General features: G+C 70.5%; 21 protein-coding genes. 17 read left to right on the top strand and 4 right to left on the bottom strand.

Annotated features, from left to right (window positions below; genetic code table 11):
* Positions 1–14 precede the first annotated feature (14 nt).
* The 9 genes from fabG (at position 15) to ACZ7M2_RS32300 (ending at position 9621) form a co-directional block, all read left to right on the top strand.
* Positions 15–800 (top strand): 3-oxoacyl-ACP reductase FabG, encoded by a 786-nt coding sequence (gene fabG / locus ACZ7M2_RS32340; RefSeq protein WP_352054235.1) that lies wholly within the window; start codon positions 15–17, stop codon positions 798–800.
* 49 nt (positions 801–849) lie between these two features.
* Positions 850–1785: an aromatase/cyclase gene (locus tag ACZ7M2_RS32335; protein WP_471598327.1), complete on the top strand. Its 936-nt coding sequence runs from the start codon at positions 850–852 to the stop codon at positions 1783–1785.
* A gap of 2 nt (positions 1786–1787) precedes the next feature.
* Positions 1788–3317, top strand: a complete 1530-nt coding sequence (locus ACZ7M2_RS32330) for an FAD-dependent monooxygenase (RefSeq protein ID WP_471598326.1) — start codon at positions 1788–1790, stop codon at positions 3315–3317.
* 208 nt (positions 3318–3525) lie between these two features.
* Positions 3526–4989: an FAD-dependent monooxygenase gene (locus ACZ7M2_RS32325; protein WP_471598405.1), complete on the top strand. Its 1464-nt coding sequence runs from the start codon at positions 3526–3528 to the stop codon at positions 4987–4989.
* A 145-nt stretch (positions 4990–5134) separates the two neighbouring features.
* On the top strand, positions 5135–6034 hold the full coding sequence (locus ACZ7M2_RS32320) for an alpha/beta hydrolase (RefSeq protein WP_471598404.1): 900 nt from the start codon (positions 5135–5137) through the stop codon (positions 6032–6034).
* A 4-nt stretch (positions 6035–6038) separates the two neighbouring features.
* Positions 6039–7403, top strand: coding sequence for an MFS transporter (locus ACZ7M2_RS32315; protein ID WP_471598325.1), 1365 nt, complete (start codon positions 6039–6041; stop codon positions 7401–7403).
* Complete coding sequence (locus ACZ7M2_RS32310) at positions 7387–7701, top strand: acyl carrier protein (protein ID WP_352054087.1); 315 nt, start codon at positions 7387–7389, stop codon at positions 7699–7701. The genes ACZ7M2_RS32315 and ACZ7M2_RS32310 overlap by 17 nt, the downstream gene beginning before the upstream one ends.
* 58 nt (positions 7702–7759) lie before the next feature.
* Positions 7760–9328: an acyl-CoA carboxylase subunit beta gene (locus tag ACZ7M2_RS32305; RefSeq protein ID WP_471598324.1), complete on the top strand. Its 1569-nt coding sequence runs from the start codon at positions 7760–7762 to the stop codon at positions 9326–9328.
* A 14-nt stretch (positions 9329–9342) separates the two neighbouring features.
* A complete protein-coding gene (locus ACZ7M2_RS32300; protein ID WP_471598323.1) occupies positions 9343–9621 on the top strand; it encodes an acyl-CoA carboxylase subunit epsilon in 279 nt (92 codons plus the stop codon).
* Positions 9622–9762: 141 nt separating this feature from the next.
* Here the strand turns inward: ACZ7M2_RS32300 and ACZ7M2_RS32295 are convergent, their stop codons facing one another.
* The 3 genes from ACZ7M2_RS32295 to ACZ7M2_RS32285 all read right to left on the bottom strand — a co-directional run bounded on the left by ACZ7M2_RS32295 (position 9763) and on the right by ACZ7M2_RS32285 (position 12483).
* Complete coding sequence (locus ACZ7M2_RS32295) at positions 9763–10569, bottom strand: 4'-phosphopantetheinyl transferase family protein (RefSeq protein ID WP_403705604.1); 807 nt, start codon at positions 10567–10569, stop codon at positions 9763–9765.
* Positions 10566–11519 carry an aromatase/cyclase gene (locus tag ACZ7M2_RS32290; protein ID WP_471598322.1) on the bottom strand — a complete coding sequence of 318 codons (954 nt, stop codon included), beginning with the start codon at positions 11517–11519 and terminating at the stop codon, positions 10566–10568. The genes ACZ7M2_RS32295 and ACZ7M2_RS32290 overlap by 4 nt, the downstream gene beginning before the upstream one ends.
* Positions 11520–11787: 268 nt before the next feature.
* Positions 11788–12483 carry an antibiotic biosynthesis monooxygenase family protein gene (locus ACZ7M2_RS32285; protein ID WP_471598321.1) on the bottom strand — a complete coding sequence of 232 codons (696 nt, stop codon included), beginning with the start codon at positions 12481–12483 and terminating at the stop codon, positions 11788–11790.
* A gap of 236 nt (positions 12484–12719) precedes the next feature.
* Here ACZ7M2_RS32285 and ACZ7M2_RS32280 point away from each other — a divergent pair, with 236 nt between their 5' ends.
* From ACZ7M2_RS32280 to ACZ7M2_RS32270, 3 genes are all read left to right on the top strand, one after another.
* Entirely contained in the window at positions 12720–13166 is a 447-nt protein-coding gene (locus ACZ7M2_RS32280) for a nuclear transport factor 2 family protein (RefSeq protein WP_352049514.1), read from the top strand.
* Positions 13163–14473 (top strand): cation:proton antiporter, encoded by a 1311-nt coding sequence (locus ACZ7M2_RS32275; protein ID WP_471598320.1) that lies wholly within the window; start codon positions 13163–13165, stop codon positions 14471–14473. Before ACZ7M2_RS32280 ends, ACZ7M2_RS32275 begins: the two co-directional genes overlap by 4 nt.
* A gap of 79 nt (positions 14474–14552) precedes the next feature.
* Positions 14553–15077: a flavin reductase family protein gene (locus ACZ7M2_RS32270; RefSeq protein ID WP_471598319.1), complete on the top strand. Its 525-nt coding sequence runs from the start codon at positions 14553–14555 to the stop codon at positions 15075–15077.
* Between the two features lie 14 nt (positions 15078–15091).
* On the opposite strand, the gene ACZ7M2_RS32265 is transcribed toward ACZ7M2_RS32270, so the two are convergent.
* The gene (locus ACZ7M2_RS32265) at positions 15092–15496 is read right to left on the bottom strand and encodes a winged helix-turn-helix transcriptional regulator (RefSeq protein ID WP_471598403.1); all 405 of its coding nucleotides are present in this window, start codon (positions 15494–15496) and stop codon (positions 15092–15094) included.
* Positions 15497–15702: 206 nt separating this feature from the next.
* On the opposite strand from ACZ7M2_RS32265, the gene ACZ7M2_RS32260 reads away from it, so the two are divergent.
* The 5 genes from ACZ7M2_RS32260 (at position 15703) to ACZ7M2_RS32240 (ending at position 22863) form a co-directional block, all read left to right on the top strand.
* The gene (locus tag ACZ7M2_RS32260) at positions 15703–17196 is read left to right on the top strand and encodes an MFS transporter (RefSeq protein ID WP_471598318.1); all 1494 of its coding nucleotides are present in this window, start codon (positions 15703–15705) and stop codon (positions 17194–17196) included.
* 46 nt (positions 17197–17242) lie between these two features.
* Entirely contained in the window at positions 17243–17638 is a 396-nt protein-coding gene (locus tag ACZ7M2_RS32255) for a pyridoxamine 5'-phosphate oxidase family protein (RefSeq protein ID WP_095853649.1), read from the top strand.
* 225 nt (positions 17639–17863) lie between these two features.
* Positions 17864–19339, top strand: coding sequence for an FAD-dependent monooxygenase (locus ACZ7M2_RS32250; protein WP_471598317.1), 1476 nt, complete (start codon positions 17864–17866; stop codon positions 19337–19339).
* Positions 19340–19449: 110 nt separating this feature from the next.
* Positions 19450–21150 (top strand): NAD(P)/FAD-dependent oxidoreductase, encoded by a 1701-nt coding sequence (locus tag ACZ7M2_RS32245; RefSeq protein ID WP_060900219.1) that lies wholly within the window; start codon positions 19450–19452, stop codon positions 21148–21150.
* A gap of 201 nt (positions 21151–21351) precedes the next feature.
* Positions 21352–22863, top strand: a complete 1512-nt coding sequence (locus tag ACZ7M2_RS32240) for an FAD-binding oxidoreductase (protein WP_471598316.1) — start codon at positions 21352–21354, stop codon at positions 22861–22863.
* Positions 22864–22912 lie beyond the last annotated feature (49 nt).

Raw genomic sequence — 22912 nt, 5'->3', positions numbered from 1 at the left:
GGGAGAGGAAGCACATGTCAACGCTGGAAAAGCGGGTCGCTCTCATATCGGGGGCCACCAGCGGCATCGGCCTCGCGTCCGCGCGGGCGCTGGCCGCGGCCGGCCACCGTGTGTTCATCGGCGCCCGCAGCGCGGACAACGTCGCCGAGACCGTCAAGATCCTCCAGGAGGAGGGCATCGACGCCGACGGCACGGTCCTCGACGTCCGTGACCCCGCTTCGGTCGGCGCCTTCGTGCAGGCCGCGGTCGACCGCTTCGGCACCGTCGACGTCCTGGTCAACAACGCAGGCCGGTCCGGTGGCGGCGTCACCGCCGACATCGAGGACGAGCTGTGGACCGATGTCATCGACACCAACCTCAACAGCGTGTTCCGGCTGACGCGGGAGGTGCTCAACACCGGCGGCATGCGCCACAAGAGCCGTGGCCGCATCATCAACATCGCCTCCACGGCCGGCAAGCAGGGCGTGGTCCTGGGTGCCCCCTACTCCGCCTCGAAGCACGGCGTGGTCGGTTTCACCAAGGCCCTCGGCAATGAGCTGGCCCCCACCGGCATCACCGTGAACGCCGTCTGCCCCGGCTATGTCGAGACGCCGATGGCCCAGCGCGTGCGCGCCGGATACGCGGCCGCCTACGACACCTCCGAGGACGCCATCCTCGAGAAGTTCCAGTCCAAGATCCCGCTCGGCCGCTACTCCACCCCCGAGGAGGTCGCCGGCATGGTCGCCTACCTCGCATCCGACACGGCCGCCTCGGTCACCGCGCAGGCCATCAACGTCTGCGGCGGACTCGGCAACTTCTGAGCACCCCATCGACCGGCAGCCCGTACCCAGCCATGGAGAAGAAAGCGTCATGACGACCCGTGAGGTAGAGCACGAGATCACGATCGCCGCGCCCGCACCGGCCGTGTACCGGCTGCTGGCGGAGGTCACCAACTGGCCCCGGATCTTCCCGCCCACCATCCACGTGGACCGTGTGGAGCACGACGGCTCCCAGGAGCGGATACGGATCTGGGCCACCGCCAACGGCGAGGCCAAGAACTGGACCTCGCGCCGCGAACTGGACCCCGAGGCCCTGCGCATCACCTTCCGCCAGGAGGTGACCGCCCCGCCGGTCGCCGCGATGGGCGGGACCTGGATCATCGAGCCGCTCGGTGAGAACGAGTCCCGGGTACGGCTGCTGCACGACTACCGCGCCGTCGACGACGACCCGCACGACCTCCTGTGGATCGACGAGGCCGTCGACAAGAACAGCCGCTCCGAGCTGGCCGCGCTGAAGAAGAACGTCGAGTTCGCGCACGCGGCGGAGGAGGTGACCTTCTCCTTCGAGGACACCGTCTACGTCGACGGTTCGGCGAAGGACGTGTACGCCTTCATCAACGAGGCGCACCTGTGGTCGGAGCGTCTGCCGCACGTGGCGACGGTCCGTCTGGAAGAGGACACCGTGGGTCTCCAGACGCTGGAGATGGACACCCGGGCCAAGGACGGTTCCGTCCACACCACCAAGTCCTACCGGGTGACCTTCCCCCACCAGCGCATCGCGTACAAGCAGGTCACGCTCCCCGCGCTGATGACCCTGCACACCGGTCACTGGACCTTCGAGGACACCGACCAGGGCGTCGCGGCGACCTCCCAGCACACGGTCACCCTCAACACGGACAACATCGAGAGCATCCTCGGCTGCGGGGCCACCGTCGCCGACGCCCGCGAGTACGTCCACACGGCCCTGTCCACCAACAGCCGGGCCACCCTCACCCACGCCAAGGCCTTCGCAGAGAACAGGCGTTGACGATGACGACGGACCATCAGGACACCGACACGACCATCCTGGACACCGACGTCCTCGTGGTCGGAGCGGGCCCCGCCGGGCTGATGCTCGCCACCGAGCTGAGGCTGGGCGGCGCCGAGGTGGTCGTCGTCGACCAGCGCCCCGGCCCGACCACCGAATCCCGGGCCTCCACCCTGCACGCCCGCACGATGGAGATCCTCGACTCTCGCGGGCTGCTGGACGAGCTCGGTACGCCGCCGTGCGAGCCGCGCGGTCACTTCGGCGGCGTACCGCTGGACCTGACGCTGCCCAGCTCGCACCCCGGGCAGTGGAAGGTCGCGCAGACCCGCACCGAGGAGCTGTTGCAGCGGCGGGCCGCCGAGCTGGGCGCCGATCTCCGGCGCCGCCACCAGCTGCTGTCCCTGGAAGCGAAGAGCGAGGGGGCCGGGGTGGAGGCCGAGGCCATCGGTCCCTACGGTCCCGTCCGCATCCAGGCCCGCTACCTGGTCGGCTGCGACGGCGAGGACAGCACTGTACGGCGCCTGGTCCGGGCCCCCTTCCCGGGCCGGGACGCCGCACGCGAACTGCTGCGCGCCGACGTCTCCGGGGTCGAGGTCGCCGACCGGCGCTTCCAGCGCCTGGAGCACGGGCTCGCCATCGCCGCCACCCGCGAGGGGGTGACCCGGGTGATGGTCCACGAGTTCGGGCGCCCCGCCGCCGAACGCGGCGGCGCCGAACCGGACTTCGCCGAGGTCACCGACGTCTGGAAGCGCGTCACCGGCGAGGACATCAGCCAGGGCACGCCCCTGTGGGTCAACGCCTTCGGCGACGCCAACCGGCAGCTCGCCCACTACCGGCACGGTCGCGTCCTGTTCGCCGGGGACGCGGCGCACCGGCAGATGCCGAGCGGCGGACAGGCCCTCAACCTGGGCGTCCAGGACGCCTTCAACCTCGGCTGGAAACTCGCCGCCGTCGTCCGCGGCAGCGCGGGCGAGGACCTCCTCGACACCTACCACTCCGAGCGCCACACCGTGGGCCGCCAAGTCCTCGCCAACATCCGGGCCCAGGTCGAGCTGCTGCTCGGCGGCCCGGAGGTCGAACCCGCCCGCGCCCTGCTCACCGAACTCGTCGCCCTGGACGGCGTACGGCAGCATCTCGCCGGGATGATCAGCGGCCTCGGCATCCGGTACGACGTCGAGGGCCCCGAGATCCACTCCGACGCGCACCCGCTGCGCGGGCGGCGGTTGCCGGACGCGTGGCTGGAGCCCGCGGAGGGAGGCGCGCGGCGCCGTACGACCGAACTTCTGCGCACCGGTCGCGGGTTGCTGCTGTCCCTGGACGGGGACGGCGCCCCGGCGCTGCGCGCGACGGCGGCCCCCTGGTCGGACCGGGTCGCCTTCGTCGCCGACCGCCCCGCGGCCGGCGGCCCGCTGCCGGCCGGGCAGGCCCTGCTGGTCCGCCCCGACGGCCATGTGGCCTGGGCCGGTTCCGGTCCGGCCGGTCTGGCGCGGGCGCTGACCCGCTGGTTCGGCACCTTGGCCGCCGACGACTGAGCACGACCGCACGGGCCCGTCATGGACAAGCACACGCACAGGCAAAGACACGGCAGGGCACGGCAGGGCACGGACAAGCTCACGCACACGCACGGACAAGCTCACGCACACGCACGGACAAGCACACGCACAGCTGAGGCACCGCACGTCACCCACCGATGCGACGCGCGCCCGGGCGCGCGAGGAGAGGACACCCATGGACGCGCAGATGGACGCGGACGTCATCGTCGTCGGCGCCGGCCCGGCCGGGCTGATGCTGGCCGGGGAACTGCGGCTCGGCGGGGTGAGCGTCATCGTCGCCGAGCGGCTGGCGCGGCCCACCGGACAGTCGCGCGGGCTCGGGTTCACCGCCCGCGCCATGGAGTCCTTCGACCAGCGCGGCCTTGTCCCGCGCTTCGGCGGGCTGGAGAAGAGCCCGATGGGCCACTTCGGCGGGGTGCAGTTCGACTACACCGTGCTGGAGGACGCCCACTTCGGGGCCCGTGGCGTCCCCCAGTCCCAGACGGAGGCGGTTCTGGAGGAGTGGGCGGGTGAGCTCGGCGCCGACATCCGGCGGGGCTGGGAGTTCCTGGCGCTGGAGCAGGACGGGACCGGGGTCACCGTCACCGTGGCCGCGCCCGACGGCGAGCGCACGCTGCGCGCCGCGTACCTGGTGGGCGCCGACGGCGGGCACAGCCCGGTGCGCAGGGCCGCGGGCTTCGACTTCCCCGGTACGCCCGCCACCCGTGGCATGTACCTCGCGGATGTCGTCGGCTGCGAGATCCCGCCGCGCTTCCTGGGCGAGCGGCTGCCCGGCGGCATGGTGATGGCCGCGCCGCTGAAGGAGGGCGTGGACCGGATCATCGTGTGCGAGCACGGCACCCCGCCGGCCGACCGCAGTGAGACCCCGGAGTTCGCCGAAGTGGCGGCGGCCTGGGAGCGGTTGACGGGTGAGGACATCTCCGGCGGCGGCGCGGACTGGGTCAGCTCCTTCACGGATGCCACCCGCCAGGTCACCGAGTACCGGCGCGGACGGGTGCTCCTCGTCGGCGACGCCGCGCACATCCACCTGCCGGCCGGCGGTCAGGGACTGAGCACCGGTGTCCAGGACGCGGTCAACCTCGGCTGGAAGCTCGCGGCGACCGTCCAGGGCCGGGCCCCCGAGGGACTGCTCGACACCTACCACGACGAGCGTCACGCGGTCGGCGCGCGGCTGCTGATGAACACCAAGGCACAGGGCACGGTCTTCCTCGGCGGCCCCGAGTCCCAGCCGCTGCGCGATCTGTTCGCCGAGCTCATCGGCCTCGATTCGGTCAAGCGGCACCTCGCCGGGGTGGTCAGCCACCTCGACGTCCGCTACGACCTCGGGGACACCGGGGACTCGCTGGTCGGGCGCAGGTTGCCGCCGCGGGCGCTGAACACCGCCGCCGGCGTGGTCCGTACGCCCGAACTCCTCCACGCCGCCCAGGGCGTGCTGCTCGACCTCGCCGACGACTCCGTACTGCGCGAGGCGGCTGCCCGCTGGAAGGACCGCGTCACCGTGGTCACCGGCACCCCGCAGGATCCGGCCGCGTTCGGCGGCGCCGCCGCGGTGCTGGTCCGCCCCGACGGCTATGTGGCCTGGGCGGACGCCGGTTCGGCGGAGTTGTGCGCGACGCTGCACCGCTGGTTCGGCGCACCCGAGGCCCGCTGAGAACCACCACCGGCAACCGATCCGCACGAGAGCACCGAGAGCACCCACACGAAAGCACGAACACGCAAGCACGAACACGAGAGGAAGTACCCCAGTGAGCGTTCCCACGGTCGAGACCATCCCCTCGTCCGTACCCGGTTCGGCCATGCCCTCGATGTCCCCGGGTGTGCGCCCCGTCGCCCTGGCGGCCGGTGACGTCACGCTCTCCGCGCTGATCGCCCAACCCTCCGGGCCACCGCGGGCCACGGTCGTCGCGGTGCACGGGGGAGGAATGAGCGCCGGGTACTTCGACGGGCAGGCCCACCCCGACGTCTCCCTGCTCGCCCTCGGCGCCCGGCTCGGCTACACCATGGTCGCCGTCGACCGGCCTGGCTACGGGCTGTCCGCCGCGGACGCCCCGAGCGGTCAGACCCTGGCCGAGCAGTCCGCGGCGCTGCACGCGGCGCTGCGGCACCTGGCCGGCCGCGCCGAGACGGGCGCCGGGGTGTTCCTGCTCGCGCACTCCTTCGGCGGCAAGCTCGCCCTGACGTATGCCGCCTGCCAGGCCGGCGATCCGGATCCGGCCGTACCGCCGCTGCTCGGGCTCGACATCTCCGGGCTCGGCCGGGACTACGCGGTCGACCACTCGGAGGGCGGCCCCGACCCGCACCAGCACCGGCACTGGAAGCGGAACTGGGGTGCCCTGCGCTTCTACCCGCCGAACACCTTCCGCGAGGCCGAGGGACTGGTCGCCCCGATGCCCCCGCGCGAGCAGGCCGAGGCGCTTCAGTGGCCGCGGCGGTTCCCGGTCGCTGCGGCGGCCGTGCAGGTCCCGGTGCGGCTGACGTTCGCCGAGCAGGAACTGTGGTGGCACCACGACGAGGACACCGTCGCCGACCTCGCCGCGCACTTCGCCTCGGCGCCCTCCGCCGCCGTCGACCGTCAGCCCGGTGCCGGGCACAACATCAGCCTCGGCTGGGCCGCCCGCACCTACCACCTGCGCGCGTTCGCGTTCTTCGAGGAATGCCTCGCGCGCCGGTCCGCGGGCGCGTCCGTGACGCCCTGATGCCATGACGACCACACGGCCCGACGCCAGGGACACGACGACGAGGGCGAGGCGGGGAAGGAGGGGCAGGCGGGCCGCGGGTGTCGGCAGCCGTCGTCCGCCCTTCCGGTCCCTGGCCGTACGCAACTTCCGGCTCTTCGCGGCCGGCCAGGTCGTCTCGGTCGCGGGCACCTGGATGATGGTCACCGCCCAGGACTGGCTGGTGCTCTCCCTGACGGGGGACTCCGGCACGGCCCTGGGCACCGTGACCGCGCTTCAGTTCACCCCCCTGCTGCTGTTCACGCTGTACGGTGGCCGGCTCGCCGACCGCCACGACAAGCGGCTGCTGCTCACCGTCGTCAACCTGGTCTCCGGCGCCCTCGCGCTGGCACTCGCCGTACTCGTCCTGGCCGGCTCCGCCCAGCTGTGGCAGCTGTATCTGTTCGCGCTGGGCCTCGGAACGGTCAACGCGGTCGAGGTGCCCACCCGGATGGCGTTCGTCGGCGAGATGGTCGGCCCCGAGCTGCTGCCCAACGCCTCGGCGCTCAGCGCCGCCTACTTCAACACCGCCCGCGTGGTGGGCCCGGCCCTCGCCGGACTGCTGATCAGCGCGGTCGGCGCGGGGACGGCCATGCTGCTCAACGCGGCCAGCTATCTCGCCACCGTGACCGGGCTGCGGCTGATGCGCCCGGGGGAACTCCTGCGCACGGCCCCGCCGGAGCGCGGGGTCAAGGTGGTCGACGGGCTGCGGTACGTGCGCGGGCACCCCGACCTGTTCGTGCCGATGGCGCTGGTCGCCGTGGTCGGCCTGTTCGGCTTCAACTTCCAGCTCACCCTGCCACTGCTCGCCAAGACCGTCTTCCACTCGGGCGCGACCGCGTTCGGGCTGCTGACCACGGCGTTCGCCGCCGGTTCGCTGCTCGCCGCGCTCGCCACCACCGTGCGCAGCGCCCGCCCGGCCGCCCTGACCGTCACCGCCTCCGCACTCGCCTTCGGACTCCTCGAGACGGCGGCAGGCTGGTCGCCCACCTACACGTGGGCGGCCGTGCTGCTGTTCCTGACCGGCTTCGCCACCCTCTACTTCGCCCAGGCTGCCAACCACCGCATCCAGTTGGGCAGCGACGCCGCCTACCGCGGCCGGGTGCTGGCGCTCTACACGCTCATCCTGCAAGGACTCACCCCACTCGGCGCCCTCCTCGTGGGCTGGCTCACCGTCCGTCACGGTGCGCGCTCCGGCCTGTACGTGGGAGGGCTCGCCTCGTCGGCGGCAGCGCTCGCGGTGCTGCTCGCGGGGCGGACACGTCGATTCCTCCCCAGCCACCGGCCGGAACCGGCACTCCTCGGGCCCGGCCCTCTCCCTGAAAGGCAGCCCCATGAGTCTCCTGAGTGACGACACCCCGTGCAGTTGGCTCGACCGGCTCCCGGACCCGGTCCAGCTGCGCGCCATGACCCCCGACGCACGTGCCCGCACCATCGGCCACTGCCTGCGCCTCGAACTGCATGACCTGCTCGCGGTCCCGCCGGGGCACCGGCTCTCGCCCGGTCTGCCGTTGCGCGGCCAGGGCCTGGACACGCTCGACGCCCTGCACCTGGGGCGCCGGATCCGGCGCGCCCTCGACGCCGAGGTACCCGCCGAGGTGCTGCGGGAGAGCACCGTCGGCGAACTGACCGCGTTGCTCGCCCGCTGACCGAACCGTCTTTCCTCCTGAGCCACTGAATTGATCCACTTGAATGGGAGATCCGTACATGGAGCCCGCGATACCCATCGAACTGGGCGGCCGGCTGATGGAGCTGGCCGAACGCAAGGACATCGCCCGTGCCGGGCAGGACCCGAAGGCGACCGAACGACAGCACGCCAAGGGCAAACTGACCGCTCACGAGCGCATCGAACTACTGCTGGACAAGGGCAGCTTCCAGGAGGTCGAACCGCTGCGCCGGCACCGGGCGACCGGCTTCGGCCTGGAGGCGAAGAAGCCCTACGGCGACGGAGTGATCACCGGCTGGGGCACGGTCGAGGGCCGTACGGTCTTCGTCTACGCCCATGACTTCCGTGTCTTCGGCGGCGCGTTGGGCGAGGCCCACGCCTGCAAGATCCACAAAATCATGGACATGGCCATCGCCGCCGGGGCGCCGCTGGTGTCGCTCAACGACGGTGCGGGCGCCCGCATCCAGGAGGGTGTCTCCGCGCTCGCCGGGTACGGCGGCATCTTCCAGCGCAACACCCGGGCCTCCGGTGTCATCCCGCAGATCAGCGTGATGCTCGGCCCGTGCGCGGGCGGCGCGGCGTACTCGCCCGCCCTGACCGACTTCATCTTCTCCGTCCGGGACATCTCGCAGATGTTCATCACCGGGCCCGACGTGGTCCGCGCGGTCACCGGCGAGGAGATCAGCCAGAACGGGCTCGGCGGCGCCGATGTGCACGGCGCTGTCTCCGGAGTGGCGCACTTCGTCCACGACGACGAGGAGAGCTGCCTCGCCGAGGTGCGCTATCTGCTGTCGCTGCTGCCGTCCAACAACCGCGAGCTGCCGCCCCGGCACGTCAGCGGCGACCCGGGCGACCGGTCCGGGGACGTGCTGCTCGACCTGGTGCCGCACGACGGCAACCGCTCGTACGACATACGCGGGGTCGTCGAGGAACTCGTCGACGACGGCGACTACGTGGAGGTGCACGCGGGCTGGGCGCCGAACATCGTCTGCGCCCTGGCCCGGATCGACGGTCACACCGTCGGCATCGTCGCCAACCAGCCGGCCGCCATGGCGGGTGTCCTGGACATCAAGGCGAGCGAGAAGGCCGCACGGTTCGTGCAGTTCTGCGACTCCTTCAACATCCCGCTGGTCACGCTGGTCGACGTGCCCGGCTTCCTGCCGGGCGTGGACCAGGAGCACGAGGGCATCATCCGGCGCGGCGCCAAGCTGCTGTACGCGTACTGCAACGCGACCGTGCCGCGGGTCTCGGTGGTGCTGCGCAAGGCGTACGGCGGCGCGTACATCGTGATGGACTCCCGATCCATCGGCGCCGACATCGCGCTGGCCTGGCCGACCAACGAGATCGCGGTCATGGGTGCCGAGGGGGCCGCCAACGTGGTCTTCCGGCGGGAGATCGCGGCCGCGGACGACCCCGACGCGATGCGTCAAGAGAAAATCGACCAGTACAAGGAGGAGCTGGTCCACCCTTACTACGCCGCCGAACGCGGGCTGGTCGACGACGTCATCGACCCGCGCGAGACGCGGGCGGTCCTGGCCCGTTCGCTCGCCATGCTCGCGGCCAAGCACGCCGAGCTGCCGCGCCGCAAGCACGGCAACCCGCCCCAGTGAGCAGGGAGGAAACCATGAGCATCCAGCGTCCCGCCCTTGTCCCCGTTCCCGATCCCGCCCCCGAGCCCGAACCCGTCTGTGAACCCGCGGCCGGTCCGCTTTTCCGGATCGAGCGCGGCTGCCCCTCCCCGGAGGAGCTGGCCGCGCTGACCGCGGTACTGATGGCCGTCACCGCGGGCCCCGGCGTCGCACCCGACGACACGGCCCGCAAGCACCAGGTCGTCGCCCTGTGGCGCCGCCCCGAACGCGTCACCGGCTTCGACGGCCCCCGCACCTGGCGAGCGGCGGCCTGACCCCCCGGGGGTGGAACAGGGCGAAGGGGCCGGAGAGTTCACAGGAACTCTCCGGCCCCTTGGGTTTGTCGGGTGTCGGGGAATCTGCGGACCGGTTGTGGCCGGTCGCGCAGTTCCCCGAGCCCCTGGTGGGGTCCGACCTCAGCGTTCGAGATCCCCATGCTGGGCCGGATCCCGGAGCATCGATCGCAGCCCCGGTTCCATCTCCACAAGACGCTCCACCGCGTCCGGGGCGTACAGATAGGCGGTAGGCACGGCGCGAAGGGCGACGGGCCGATCCCCCGCCCCGGCCAGCGCCACCGCCGCGATGTGGGTGGAACACAGGGGCAGGTTGCCCACCACCCAGCCTGTCGGCCGCTCGGCCAGCCCCGCCTCACCGAGGTAGTCGAGGTCGGCCCCCCGGGTCAGCCCGGTGCCCAGTCCCTTCAGATACGCCTCCTTCCGTGTCCACAGGCGGCCGAAGGCCATGGTCCGTTCGTTCTCGGGAATCTTCTCGAGCTCCTCCCGCTCGGCCGGATGCAGCGCCGGCAGACACGCCTCGGCGGTCTGGGGCGACGGCAGCCGCTGGACGTCGGCGCCCACCCGTGACTCCGCCACCACCACGATCGCCAGGCCGTGGCTGTGCGAGAGCGAGAACTGGGGGGCGCCGCCGGGCACGCCGAGCACCACGGGGCGGCCATGGCGTTCACCGTTGCCGTTGTACCGCTCGCCGGCGAGGTTGAGCCGGCTCGGTTCGATGCCGGTGTAACCGGCGAGGACCCGGCGCAGTCCCACGTGCGCCGCGGCGTACATCTGGCGGTCGTCGGGGCGACGGTAGGAGTCGGCCCGACCTCTCTCGTACGCGTCGAGCTCGTCGTACGGGACGTCACGCGGCGAGTCGGGCGGCGGCAGCAGCCACACGTCCAACTCCCCACGCGCTACGGCGAGCCGGCGCACCGTCGGGGTCAACGGCGGCCCTCCGCGTGAGCCTTGGCATGGTTCAGGGTGGCCAGGCTGTTGGTGGACAGGGCGGTGTGGACGTACTCGCGGGCGTCGGCGACGGTGGCGGTGTCACCGAGGACGCGGGCGATGTTGTCCGTGCGGAGACTGACGGTGTGCTGGGAGGTGGCCGCGACGCCCTGGTCGGTGTCGGTGAACGTCCAGTGCCCCGTGTGCAGGGTCATCAGCGCGGGCAGGGTGACCTGCTTGTACGCGATGTGCTGGTGGGGGAAGGTCACCCGGTAGGACTTGGTGGTGTGGACGGAGCCGTCCTTGGCCCGGGTGTCCATCTCCAGGGTCTGGAGACCCGCGGTGTCCTCTTCCAGACGGACCGTCGCCACGTGCGGCAGACGCTCCGACCACAGGTGCGCCTCGTTGATGAAGGCGAACAGGTCCTTGGCGGAGCCGTCGACGTAGACGGTGTCCTCGAACGAGAACGTCAGCTCGGCGTCGGCGTATTCGCGTTCCGCGTTCTCCTTCAGCGCCGCGAGTTCCGCGACGGCGCTCCGGTCGAGCTCGGCGCCGATCCGGTCCAGGGCCCCGGGGTCGTCGTCGGCGGCCCGGAACTCGTGCAGCAGCCGTACCCGGGACGCGTTCTCCCCGAGCGGTTCGACGAGCCAGGCGCCGCCGAGGCCGGCGACGGGGGACGCGGTGACCAGGTGCTGGAAGTTGACCCGCAGCTTGGCGGGTTCGACGATCCTGCGCAGCGGACGGCAACGCGGTTCGCCCGCCGCGGTCGGTGCGGTCTCCCAGATCGTCAGCCGCTCCTCGCCCTCGGGAGCCTCCTCGTGCTCGACGTGGATGACTGAGGGGAAGATCCGTGGCCAGTTCCCCACCTCGGCGATCAGCCGGTGGACGGTGTCCGCCGGGACCGCGATGTTGATCTCGTGCGCGACTTGGCGCATGCCCGGGTGTTCCATGCGTGCTGTCTCCTCGTCCTGGTGTGGCGCGCAGGGGCGGGACGGGAACGGGAACGTGACGGACAGAAAAGCCGCTGCCGGGTGGGGGATTCCCGGCAGCGGCCAGCCAGTGGGGATGGGAACGCGCCCGTGCGTCCGCGTCCGTGCGCGATCTGTCATACGTGTTTGCGTGGTGTGTGCTTCCGCTGCGGGTGTTTCACGTGAAACACCGTGCAGACCCGGTGGCGGGCCGGCCGCCGCCCGACCGGCCGGCCCGCCACCGGGTGGCTCACTCGCCCGCGGCGCGGGTGTGGACGACCTGGTAGGTGTTCTCGTCCTGCCAGGTCTGGAGCGCGGCGACGCGGGCGTCGACCTTCTGACGCTCCGGGGAGCGCTCACCCTGCGGCACGGAGCGGAAGGCGTCGTACGCCTCCTTGCTGTCCCACTGGGAGTAGACGACGACGAACTTGCCCTCGATGCCGCGGGCACGCAGGCCGCGCAGCACCGTGTGGGTGCGGTAGCCGGGGACGTCGACCAGCCACGTCTGGGACTCGCCCAGGGCGTCGATCAGGTCTTCCTGGTTCTCCGGCAGCACGCCGAACAGCTCGATGGCCGTGTAGTCGTCGCGGGACGGGGAGATCTCGGTGACGCCGCCCAGCTCCGGCTTCTGCTGCGTGAAGGCGATCTCGTTCTGGAGCAGACGGATCGAGGTGGTGATCTCACCGAAGAGCGGGAGGGTGCGGTGCTTGAACTCCTCACCGGCGTAACGGCTCTCCAGGTCCTCGGTGCTGCGCCACTGGATGAAGTTGGCCGTTCCCGGCTTGTCCTGCCCGGCGTGGACCGTGCTGGATATCCAGCCCTCGTAGGCCGCCGTGTCGACGATCTCGCGCATCGCGGCGAGCAGCTTGACCTGCTTCTCGGCGGCGTCGGTCGAGAACAGGTTGAGAACGGTCAGGTGCTGACCATCGGCTGCGATCTTCGGCATTCTCTCGTCTCTTCCGTTCGAGGAAATGGGAGTGCGAATGGAGGTGCGAATGAAGGTGCTGGTGGAGCTACGAATGCAGCATGGCAAGAAGATCTGCCCATGTGAAAGGGTCGGCACTTCAGGATTGGCGGCGCTTTTGTCAATTGTTCGAGGGCGGTGTCAGATCTTTCTCAACTTCGTCAGGGCTGTGAAAAACGGCCTTGGTTGCCGATTGGCGTGGGCGCCATGCTCGGGTAATGCAGTCAGGCCCGGAAGTATTAGAGATATCCACTCTCCTTGACCGGTACCTCATCGGTCTCGACGACGACGAACTCGACGACGCGTGGGCGCGGAAGCTCTTCACGAAGGACGCCCTGGTCGAGTTCCCCATGAGCCGGCACGAGGGCCTCGACGGACTCGCCGGCTACCACCGTGACGCGCTGGCGGCCTTCGCCGCCACCCAGCACCTCGGTTCGCCCGCGGTCGTCGACCTCGACGACGCCGGTGAGCGGGCCGTGCTGCGCGCCAACCTCGTCTCGACGCATGTGCACCACCCCGGTGCGGCGGACGAGCCCCTGTTCCAGGTCGGCACCCTCGCGACCGGCGAAGCCTGCCGCATCGCCGAGGGCTGGCGGCTCTCCTCCCTGACCTTCCGCGTGCTGTGGACCCGCGGTACCCCGCCCCGACCCCGGGAGCCCCAATGACGACTCTGGCGGCGACCAGCCCCCAGGACATGAAACTCGGGATCATGCTCGCCGACATCGGCGTGGTACTCGTGGCCGGCGCCGCACTCGGCCGGCTCGCGCGGAAGCTGCGGCAGCCCGTGGTGGTCGGCGAGATCGTCGCGGGCATCCTGCTCGGCCCGAGCGTCCTCGGCCTGCTGCCGGGGAACCTCACCGAGCGCCTCTTCCCCGCCGACGTGAGGCCTTTGCTGTCCGCGGTCTCCCAGGTCGGTCTGATCCTGTTCATGTTCGTGGTCGGCTGGGAGTTCGAGAAGCGCCTGATCAGGCCGCACGCCCGGCTCGCCGCGGGCGTCTCCATCTCGTCGATCGCGATGGCCTTCGGCCTGGGTGTGGCGCTGGCCCCGTTCCTGTACGACGAGCACTCCACGGTGGCCGGACACCACATCTCCTTCGTCGCGTTCGCCACCTTCATCGGCACCGCGATGTCGGTGACCGCCTTCCCCGTGCTCGCGCGGATCCTCACCGAGAACAAGCTCCTGGACACCCGGGCCGGTTCGCTCTCGCTGGCCAGCGCCGCCATCGACGACCTGCTCGCCTGGTGCCTGCTGGCCTATGTCTCGGCCCTGGTCACGGCGAACGGGAACTACTCCGACCTCGCCCGCATCGGTCTCTACAGCGTGCTCTACGTGGCCGGGATGCTGCTGGTCGTACGCCCGCTGGTGGCGCGGCTGGTGTGGCGCTGGGCGGCCACCGAGCGCTGGTCGGCGCTGCTCGCGGTGCTGTGCGCGGGCGCCCTGACCTCGGCCTGGCTGACCACCTGGATCGGCATCCACGCCATCTTCGGGGCGTTCCTGTTCGGGTTCGTGATGCCTCGTGAGCCCGCCATGGTCCTCGCGGAGCATCTGCGCAAGCCCATGGATCACGTCAGCGTCGTGCTGCTTCCCGTCTTCTTCATCGTCACCGGGCTCGGCGTGGACCTCGGTGCGCTCACCGCGGGTGACTGCGTCGCGCTCGTCGCGATCATCGTCGTGGCCTGCACGGGCAAGCTGGTCGGCGCCATCCTTCCGGCGCGGCTGGCCGGGTTCTCCTGGCGTGAGTCGAAGGACCTGGGGCTGCTGATGAACACCCGGGGTCTGACCGAACTCATCATCCTCAACGCGGCCGTCAGCCTGGGTGTGCTCGACACCCGCATGTTCACGATGCTCGTGATCATGGCGCTCGTCACGACGGCGATGGCGGGTCCGCTGCTGTCCAGGCGTCGTCCGGTGCCGACTGTCGTACCCGAGCCTTCCGAGCCGTCCGAGGCCCCGGCTTCACGCGCGGCCTGATCAGAAACGCCCCCGGAACCCCCGTAACTCCGTAACCGCGTAACTCCGTAACCCCGTATCCGAGAACGAGAGGGCTGTCGTGATCCCCGTTTCGCAAGCCATCCCCGAGCAGCTCGGTCCGGTCGACGGCCGCGCACTGCGCACCGTGTGCGGACACTTCGCCACCGGTGTCACGGTCATCACCTCGGGCAGCGGCGACAACGCCACGGGCGCCACGGTGAACTCCTTCACCTCGGTCTCCCTAAACCCGGCGCTGGTGCTCATCTGCCTGCACGACGACTCCCGGCTGTTGCCCGTGGTCCAGGAGTCCGGCGGCTTCGTCGTGAACTTCCTGACGCAGCGACAGGAGCCCGTGGCCTGGGCGTTCGCCGGTCGGCGGACCGCCCGGATCGAGGAGGTGCCGCACCACAGGTCCGTCCTCGACCTGCCGGTGCTCAGCGAGGCGCTCGCGCATCTGGAGTGCCGGCTGGTCACCGAGTACGACGGCGGCGACCACACCATCCTGCTGGGCGAGGTCGTCGGTCTGCGCGCGCCCTCCGAAGCGGAACAGGAGGACCCGCTGATCTTCTTCCAGGGCTCCATGCGGACACCGGCATGGAGCTGAGGGACCTACCCGGTTCAGTGGCGGGCCGCGGCCTGCTGCTCCGCCTCGTCGAACGCCTGTCGCGCCTGCTCCACCAGCGGCAGGTGGCCGGCCGACCAGTCGAAGAGCGAGGCGAACAGGGGGGCCAGGGTCCGTCCCAGATCGCTGATCTCGTACTCCACCCGGGGCGGCACCTCCGGGTAGTACGTGCGGATCACCAGCCCGTCCCGCTCCAGCTGGCGCAGCCGCTGCGTCAGCACCTTCGGCGTGATGGTGCCGATGTTGCGGTGCAGTTCCACGAAGCGCTGGGTGCCGAAGGCGTTCAGCGTCCACAGGATCGGCGTGGTCCAGCGGCTGAACACGATGTCGAGGACCGGGGCGATCGGGCACCTCTGCGGGGTGCCGGCGGCGGCCGCGTGCGCGGCTTCGGGGCTGGTCATGACCGGCATGCCGGTCGCGTCGGCGGCGCCGCTCGCGGCCGTACGGCCCTGCGTGGCTGTGTCCTTCATTTTGACCATCACCTTCCGGGAAGTCACTTTCCTCTAGGTACCTACTATACCCAGGATGCTAGCTTCCAAGAAGCCAGCAAAGCCAGTACCTCCCTGTACGTCCCCGTCCGAGAATCCTCATGCTCCTAGGGAGTGACATGTCCATCCAAGAGTCCACCCACAGCCCCGCCAAGGCGGGGGGCGAGTCCGGACCGGCCCGCCGCCCCGGCCTCATCCTGGCCTTCCTCTGCCTGGCCGGCTTCATGACCTTCCTCGACGTGTCGATCGTGAACGTCGCCCTGCCGACCATCGAGGACGAGCTCAACATCTCCACCACCGCTCTCCAGTACGTGGTCACCACCTACGGCATGCTCCTCGGCGGCTTCCTGCTGCTGACCGGCCGGCTCGCCGACACCCTCGGCCGCCGCCGGATGCTGCAGACCGGCCTGCTCCTGTTCGCCGGTTCCTCGCTGCTCGCCGGGGTCTCGCAGAACGCCGCGATGCTGATCGGCGCCCGCGGTGCCCAGGGCCTGGGGGCCGCGTTCATCGCCACCGCCGCGCTGAGCCTGCTGACCAACAACTTCGAAGAGGGCCCGGCCCGCAACAAGGCGCTCGGTGCCTGGGGCGCGCTCAGCGGTCTCGCCGCCGTCGCCGGCGTCACCCTCGGCGGTCTGCTCACCGATGGGCCCGGCTGGCGCTGGATCTTCTTCATCAACGTCCCGATCGGCGTCATCGGCGCCCTGGTCGCCCCGATGGTCGTCGGTGAGAGCCGCTCCGCCCAGCGCAGCAAGTCCTTCGACGTCGCCGGTGCGGTCACCCTCACCGCCGGCCTGGTCCTGCTGATCTTCACCCTCGGTCAGACCGTCTCCGACTCCAACGTCCCGACCGGCCGCGTCGTCGGCGGGTTCATCCTCTCCGCGATCCTGCTCGCCTCCTTCATCGTCATCGAGCGCCGCGCCAAGGAGCCGCTGATGCCGCTCGGCATCTTCCGCCGCCCCTCGCTGCGCGCCGCCAACGGCATCGCCATCCTGCTGCTCGGCACCTGCGTCACCCTGTTCTTCTTCGCCAGCCTCTTCATGCAGCAGGTCCTGGACTACTCCGCCGTCAGGACCGGCTTCGCGTACGTGCCGCTCGCGGTGCTCACCGCCGTCGGCGCCGGCGTCGCCTCCCAGGTCGTCACCAAGGTCGCCGCCAAGCCCGTGCTGCTGGTCGGCCTCGCGCTCGCCGCGACCGGCATGATGCTGCTGTGGCGTGCCCCGTCCGACGCCTCCTACCTGACGGACATCCTGCCCGCCTTCGTCCTGATGGGCCTCGGCCTCGGAATGTCCTTCGTCCCGCTGCAGGTCTCCGCGTTCGCGGGGATCGAGGAGCGCGAGTCGGGTCTGGCCGCCGGTCTCATCAACACCGCCCAGGAAGTCGGCGGCGCGCTGGGCCTCGCGGTCGCGGCGACCTACGCCTTCCGCCGGGTCGACGAGCTGACGGCCAAGGCCCACGGTGTTCCCGCCCTGGTCCAGGAGGCCCGTACGACCGTCTTCCACGACGCGTTCCTCGTGGGCGCCTGCTTCGCCGCGGCCGCCTTCGTGGTGACCCTGGTGCTGCTCCCGTTCACCAAGTCCTCCGAGCAGTCCGCGGCCGTCCCCGCGCACGCCTGACGGCAGACCAGAGACCAAAGTCGGACGACGAAGAACGGACCCGGCCATGTCCCAACCCCTGCCCCTGTCCGCCGCGGCGGAGGAGTTCCTCGCCGAGAACGCCCTGTGCACCCTCACCACCCTTCGCCCGGACGGCACGCCGCACGTCGCGCCCGTACGGTTCACCTGGGACGGTGAGGCGGGCCTGGCCCGGGTGATGACCACGGTGCACCGCCGCAAGTCCCGCAACCTGTTAGCCAGGGCCGGTGGCCGGGCCGCCGTGTGCCAGCTGGTCGGCCCCCGCTGGATCACCCTGGAGGGCCCGGCCACCGTCTCCACCGACCCGCCCCGGGTGGTGGAGGGGATGCGCCGCTACGCCAAGCGGTACTGGTCCCAGCCGCCGCAGCCCCCGGGCCTCGCGGTCATCGAGATCGCGGTCGACCGCGTGATGGGCCTGTACTGAACGGCCCGTACCGAACTCCCGGAGCACATACGGGGCGAGAGGGTGCCGGAAGACACTTCCGGCACCCTCTCGCATGCTCCGCCTGTACCTGCCCCGTACTCGCCACCCCGTACCGCCCAGTAGCTGCAAGGCCTCTGACGAACTTGTCAGAGTCCTGTATCGGCGCCCATTCAGCTTCCCGAGAGCCCTCGGAATACTGGAGAAAACGCCAGCGGGAGAGGGAATATGGACGCCTTCAATGCCGATGTGATCGTTGCCGGAGCGGGACCCTCGGGTCTCATGCTCGCGGGAGAACTGCGCCTCTCGGGTCTCTCGGTCATCGTGCTCGACCGGCTGGAACAGCCGATGCAGCAGTCCCGTGCGCTGGGATTCTCCGCCCGTACGATCGAGGAATTCGGCCAGCGCGGCCTTCTCGAGGATTTCGGTGCGCTGGAGACCATACCCGGCGGCCATTTCGGTGGACTCCCCATCGACTACCGCATTGTCGAGGGCGGCAATTTCGGTGTCCGCGGTGTTCCGCAGTCGCGCACCGAGGCCATCATCAACAAGTGGGCCGTGGGTCTGGGCGCCGACGTCCGCCGGGGCCATGAGGTCATCGGCCTGACGCAGGACGAGAACGGGGTCCAGGTCGAGGTCGCGGGCCCGGAGGGCGTCGAGACACTGCGCGCCGCGTACGTCGTCGGCTGTGACGGCGCCCGCTCCACCGTGCGCCACCTGGCCGGGATCGACTTCCCCGGCGTCAGCGCCACCATCGAGATGAAGATGGCGGACGTCGCCGGAGTCCAGCTGCGGCTGCGACCCACCGGTGAGGTCGGCGAGGCCGGCATGGTCGTGGTCCTGCCGCTCGGCCCGGGCGCCACCCGCGTCGTGGTCTTCGAGCGCGGCGCCGGTGTCCGCCCCACCCAGGAGCCGCCCACCTTCGAGGAGGTGGCCGCCGCCTTCCAGCGGGTGACCGGCGAGGACATCAGCGGTGCCAAGCAGCTGTGGACCAGCTACTTCACCGACGCCAGCCGGCACGCCGCCGAGTACCGCAAGGGCCGGGTCTTCCTCGCGGGCGACGCCGCCCACATCCACCTGCCGATCGGCGCCCAGGGCATCAGCGCGGGCGTCGGCGACGTGGTCAACCTCGGCTGGAAGCTCGCCGCCGCGGTCAAGGGGCACGCCCCGGAGGGCCTGCTCGACACCTACCACTCCGAGCGCCACCCGGTCGGCGCCCGCATCGTCTACAACACCCTGGTCCAGCGCACCCTCTACCTCGGCGGTCCCGAGGCCCAGCCGCTGCGCGACCTGTTCGCCGAACTGGTCCAGATCGAGGACGTACGGCGTCACCTCGTCGGCCTGGTCACCGGCCTGGACATCACCTACGGCGCCGTCGAGGGCGGTCACCCGCTGCTCGGCCGCCGGCTGCCCGACCAGGAACTGCTGGCCGGCGACGACAAGACCACCACGTACGAGCTGCTGCACCAGGGCCGCCCGGTCCTCCTCGACCTGCATGACAACGCGGCGCTGCGCGAGGCCGCGGCCGCCTGGTCCGACCGTGTCGACGTCGTCACCGCCACCCGGCCCGACGCCGCCGCCCCGGCCGCCGACCTCCTCGTACGCCCCGACGGCTACATCGCCTGGGTCGGCGCCGACGGTTCCACGGACGGCCTGACCGACGCACTCGCCCAGTGGTTCGGCGAGCCCGGCACCGCCGCCTGAATCGCCCGGTCGCCCGGACCTGTTGATCCGACCTGTTGATCCGAATCCCTTCAGTAGGACGCGCGCCACCCATCCGACCCGTCCGTGAAACGAGAAAGAGGAGTGCGGTCTTGCCCACCAAGGCTGAGGAAGCGAAGAAGGCCGACAAGGCCGCCGAGTGGACCGAATGCGACGTAGCCATCCTGGGGTCGGGCCTCGCGGGCTCGATCATGGGAGCGATCCTGGCCCGTCAGGGCGCGAACGTGGTGCTCATCGACGCAGGTCAGCACCCCAGGTTCGCCGTCGGCGAGTCCCAGAACCCGCAGCTCGTCGAATGGCTGCACATTCTCGCCGTGCGCTACGACGTGCCCGAGATCAAGCACATGCTGGACGTGAAGGCGGTCACCGAGCACATCGGTCCGACGCACGGCCGCAAGCAGAGCTTCGGATTCGTCACGCACCGGCCGAACCGCGAGCCGGACCCGCACGAGGCGACGATGTTCGTCATCCCGAAGATGCTCACCGAGGCGGTGCACCTCTTCCGGCAGGACACGGACTCGCACTACCTGAACGTCGCCGCCAAGTACGGCTGCACGCTCCGCCAGAACTGGTTCGCCACCGACCTCGACGTCGACGACGACGGTGTCACCATCACCGGCAGGAACGGCGAGGTCTTCCGGGCCAAGTACCTGATCGACGCGAGCGGTTTCCGCTCCCCGCTCGCGCAGAAGTTCGACCTGCGCGAGAACCCGCCCCGGCACAAGCACCACGCGCGCTCACTGTTCACGCACTACGTCGGCATCAAGCCGTACGACGACGTGTGCAACTACCCGGAGGCGCTGCGCCCGCCCGCCGAGTCGCCCTTCCACGGCGGCACCCTGCACCACCTCATCGAGCGGGGCTGGTTCTGGATCATCCCGTTCGACAACTACAAGGACTCCAAGAACCCGGCCTGCAGTGTCGGCCTGACCTTCGACGAGCGGCTGTACCCCAAGCCGAAGGACATGACGCCGGACCAGGAGTTCAACCACTACCTCGACATGTACCCGGCGGTGAAGCGGCAGTTCGAGGGCGCCAAGCGGATCCGTGAGTGGGTCTCCACCGACCGCCTCCAGTACTCCTCCAAGCGCACCATCGGCGCCCGCTGGTGCCTGATGTCGCATGCGGCCGGTTTCATCGACCCGCTGTACTCGCGCGGTCTGTCCAACACCTTCGAGGTCGTCGACGCCCTCGCCTACCGGATCCTGGACGCCCTGCGCGAGAACGATTTCACCGAGGAGCGCTTCGAGTACGTGGAGCGCCTGGAGCAGGGGCTCCTGGAGTACAACGACAAGATCGTCAACAGCTCCTACATCGCCTTCAGCCACTTCCGGCTGTGGAACGCGGTGTTCCGGGTGTGGGCGTGCTTCACCACGCCGGCCACCATGCGCCAGATCATGGCGCGCCAGAACTTCCAGCTCGACGGTGACGACCGGCACTTCAAGGAGATGGAGAAGGCGCCCTACACGGGTCTGTGGTGGCCGGACAGCCACGCTTTCAAGGTCCTCTTCGACACCACCGCCGAGACCTGCGAGCGGTACGAGGCGGGCGAGATCGACGGTGACAAGGCCGCGGACATCGTCTTCGAGGCGATCCGCGACTGCGAGTCCGTCAACACGCCCTTCGGCTGGAAGGGCCCCGAGGACCTCCGGTTCTTCCGGGCCACCACCCCCACGATGATGAAGTTCATGTGGTGGGCCAGCACCTCCGGCCCCAAGGAGATGCGCGACCTCGGCCGCTCGATGCTGGCCGGCGTCGTCAAGCAGGGGGTGCGCGGCCGCAAGGTGTCCTGACCCCGGCCCCCTCACGAAGGCCCTGACTCGAAGCCCCGCCTGCCGGGTCCGCCTTCACAGAGCCACTTCCCCCCCGGATCCGGCGCCGGGCCCACCTTCCCCCCGTGGGCCCGGCGCCGGCCCCCTTGCTCCTTCTTCCCTCACGTCTCCCCCCACCGCATTCCACCTACATCCACCGCTTCCTAGAACCTTGGGACCTCCGTGATCACTCGTAGAGCACTGATCGGTGCGGGAACCGCCGCCGTCGGCCTGGCCGTCCTGCCCAACAGCCCCGTCTCCGCCGGCTCCTCCGCCCCTTGGAGCACCCTCGCCGGCAAGCTCCAGGGACAGCTGGTGCTGCCCACCGACTCCGGCTACGGCGTGGCCAAGCAGCTGGAACTCGGCCAGTTCGACTCGGTCAACCCGCAGGCCGTCGCGTACTGCGTCAGCTCCTCCGACGTCTCCGTCGCGCTGCGCTTCGCCCAGGACAACGGCCTCCCGTCCGCGGTCCGCAGCGGCGGCCACAGCTTCGCCGGCTACTCGACCACGCCCGGCCTGATCATCGACGTGTCGCGGCTCAACGCGATCACCGTCGGCAACGGGACCGTCGACGTCGGCCCCGGCGCCAAGAACGTCGAGATACTCAACGCGCTCGCCCCGCACGCCCTGGTGGTCAGCGAGGGCGGCTGCCCCACCGTGTCGGCCGGCGGCTTCCTCCAGGGCGGCGGATTCGGCTTCCTGACCCGCCCGACCGGCATGGCCTGCGACGCGATCACCTCGGCCGAGGTGGTCCTCGCCGACGGCTGCGTGGTGACCGCATCGCCGACCAGCCACCCCGACCTCTTCTGGGCGATCCGCGGTGGCGGTGGCGGCAACTTCGGTGTCGTCACCCGCTTCACGGTCACCCCGCACGAGGGCGACCAGATGGCCATCAGCAACCTGATCTTCCCGTACGACCGCGCGGCCGACGTGCTGCACGGCGTGGGCCAGTGGCTGGTGGACGCCCCCCGCACCATCGGCGGCGGCGCCTATCTCGTCCAGGCCGACGCGGCGCCCGGCACCGTACCGGCGCTCAACGTCTTCCTCGCTTCCCGCGGCACCCCGGCCGAACTGGCCTCGGAGGCGGCGCGGCTGCTGTCGCTGACCGGCGCGGTGACGGCCCGCCAGGACGCGGTCATGACGTACCAGCAGGTCATGATGATGATCTTCGGTTGCAGCACCCTGACCCAGGACCAGTGCCAGCGCGCCGGGAAGTCGCCGAGCGGGGTGCTCACCCGGCCGGCCTTCGGTCTGGAGCGGACCCGGCTGGGCAGCGCGCCCTACGCGCAGAGCGACTGGGCGAACGTGATGACGGCCTTCGACGCCGACCGCAAGGCGGGGCAGGCCCGGTACCTCGACTTCCACTTCTTCGGGGGCGCGGCCAACGACCCGGCCCGCACCGACACGGCGTACGTGCACCGTGACTCGCTCTTCTCCGTCAACTACCGGGTCCTGATCAACGACCCGGCCCAGGTCACCGCCGAGGCCACGGCCGTCGCCACGAGCTGGGTGGACCACGGGTTCGACACCATCGACCCGCTGTCCAACGGCGAGACGTACCAGAACTGGATGGACGCGGAGCTGCCGAACTGGCGGCAGTCGTACTACGCCGAGAACTACGCGCGGCTGAAGGTCGTGAAGGCGAAGTACGACCCGTACCGCTACTTCAAGTTCGCCCAGGGCATCGGAGCCTGACGCTTCGTGACCTCGGACATCTCATGAACCCGGACATGGGGAAGGGCCG

This window comes from Streptomyces sp. NPDC111507 (assembly GCF_055638955.1).
Note: the sequence above shows the minus strand (reverse complement) of the source record. Positions and strands in the feature narration are given on the sequence as shown.

Coding starts and splice junctions, on each gene's coding strand:
- fabG (WP_352054235.1), top strand. CDS start 15: ATGTCAACGCTGGAAAAGCGGGTCGCTCTCATATCGGGGGCCACCAGC.
- ACZ7M2_RS32335 (WP_471598327.1), top strand. CDS start 850: ATGACGACCCGTGAGGTAGAGCACGAGATCACGATCGCCGCGCCCGCA.
- ACZ7M2_RS32330 (WP_471598326.1), top strand. CDS start 1,788: ATGACGACGGACCATCAGGACACCGACACGACCATCCTGGACACCGAC.
- ACZ7M2_RS32325 (WP_471598405.1), top strand. CDS start 3,526: ATGGACGCGGACGTCATCGTCGTCGGCGCCGGCCCGGCCGGGCTGATG.
- ACZ7M2_RS32320 (WP_471598404.1), top strand. CDS start 5,135: ATGCCCTCGATGTCCCCGGGTGTGCGCCCCGTCGCCCTGGCGGCCGGT.
- ACZ7M2_RS32315 (WP_471598325.1), top strand. CDS start 6,039: ATGACGACCACACGGCCCGACGCCAGGGACACGACGACGAGGGCGAGG.
- ACZ7M2_RS32310 (WP_352054087.1), top strand. CDS start 7,387: ATGAGTCTCCTGAGTGACGACACCCCGTGCAGTTGGCTCGACCGGCTC.
- ACZ7M2_RS32305 (WP_471598324.1), top strand. CDS start 7,760: ATGGAGCCCGCGATACCCATCGAACTGGGCGGCCGGCTGATGGAGCTG.
- ACZ7M2_RS32300 (WP_471598323.1), top strand. CDS start 9,343: ATGAGCATCCAGCGTCCCGCCCTTGTCCCCGTTCCCGATCCCGCCCCC.
- ACZ7M2_RS32290 (WP_471598322.1), bottom strand. CDS start 11,519: ATGGAACACCCGGGCATGCGCCAAGTCGCGCACGAGATCAACATCGCG.
- ACZ7M2_RS32285 (WP_471598321.1), bottom strand. CDS start 12,483: ATGCCGAAGATCGCAGCCGATGGTCAGCACCTGACCGTTCTCAACCTG.
- ACZ7M2_RS32280 (WP_352049514.1), top strand. CDS start 12,720: ATGCAGTCAGGCCCGGAAGTATTAGAGATATCCACTCTCCTTGACCGG.
- ACZ7M2_RS32275 (WP_471598320.1), top strand. CDS start 13,163: ATGACGACTCTGGCGGCGACCAGCCCCCAGGACATGAAACTCGGGATC.
- ACZ7M2_RS32265 (WP_471598403.1), bottom strand. CDS start 15,496: ATGACCAGCCCCGAAGCCGCGCACGCGGCCGCCGCCGGCACCCCGCAG.
- ACZ7M2_RS32260 (WP_471598318.1), top strand. CDS start 15,703: ATGTCCATCCAAGAGTCCACCCACAGCCCCGCCAAGGCGGGGGGCGAG.
- ACZ7M2_RS32255 (WP_095853649.1), top strand. CDS start 17,243: ATGTCCCAACCCCTGCCCCTGTCCGCCGCGGCGGAGGAGTTCCTCGCC.
- ACZ7M2_RS32250 (WP_471598317.1), top strand. CDS start 17,864: ATGGACGCCTTCAATGCCGATGTGATCGTTGCCGGAGCGGGACCCTCG.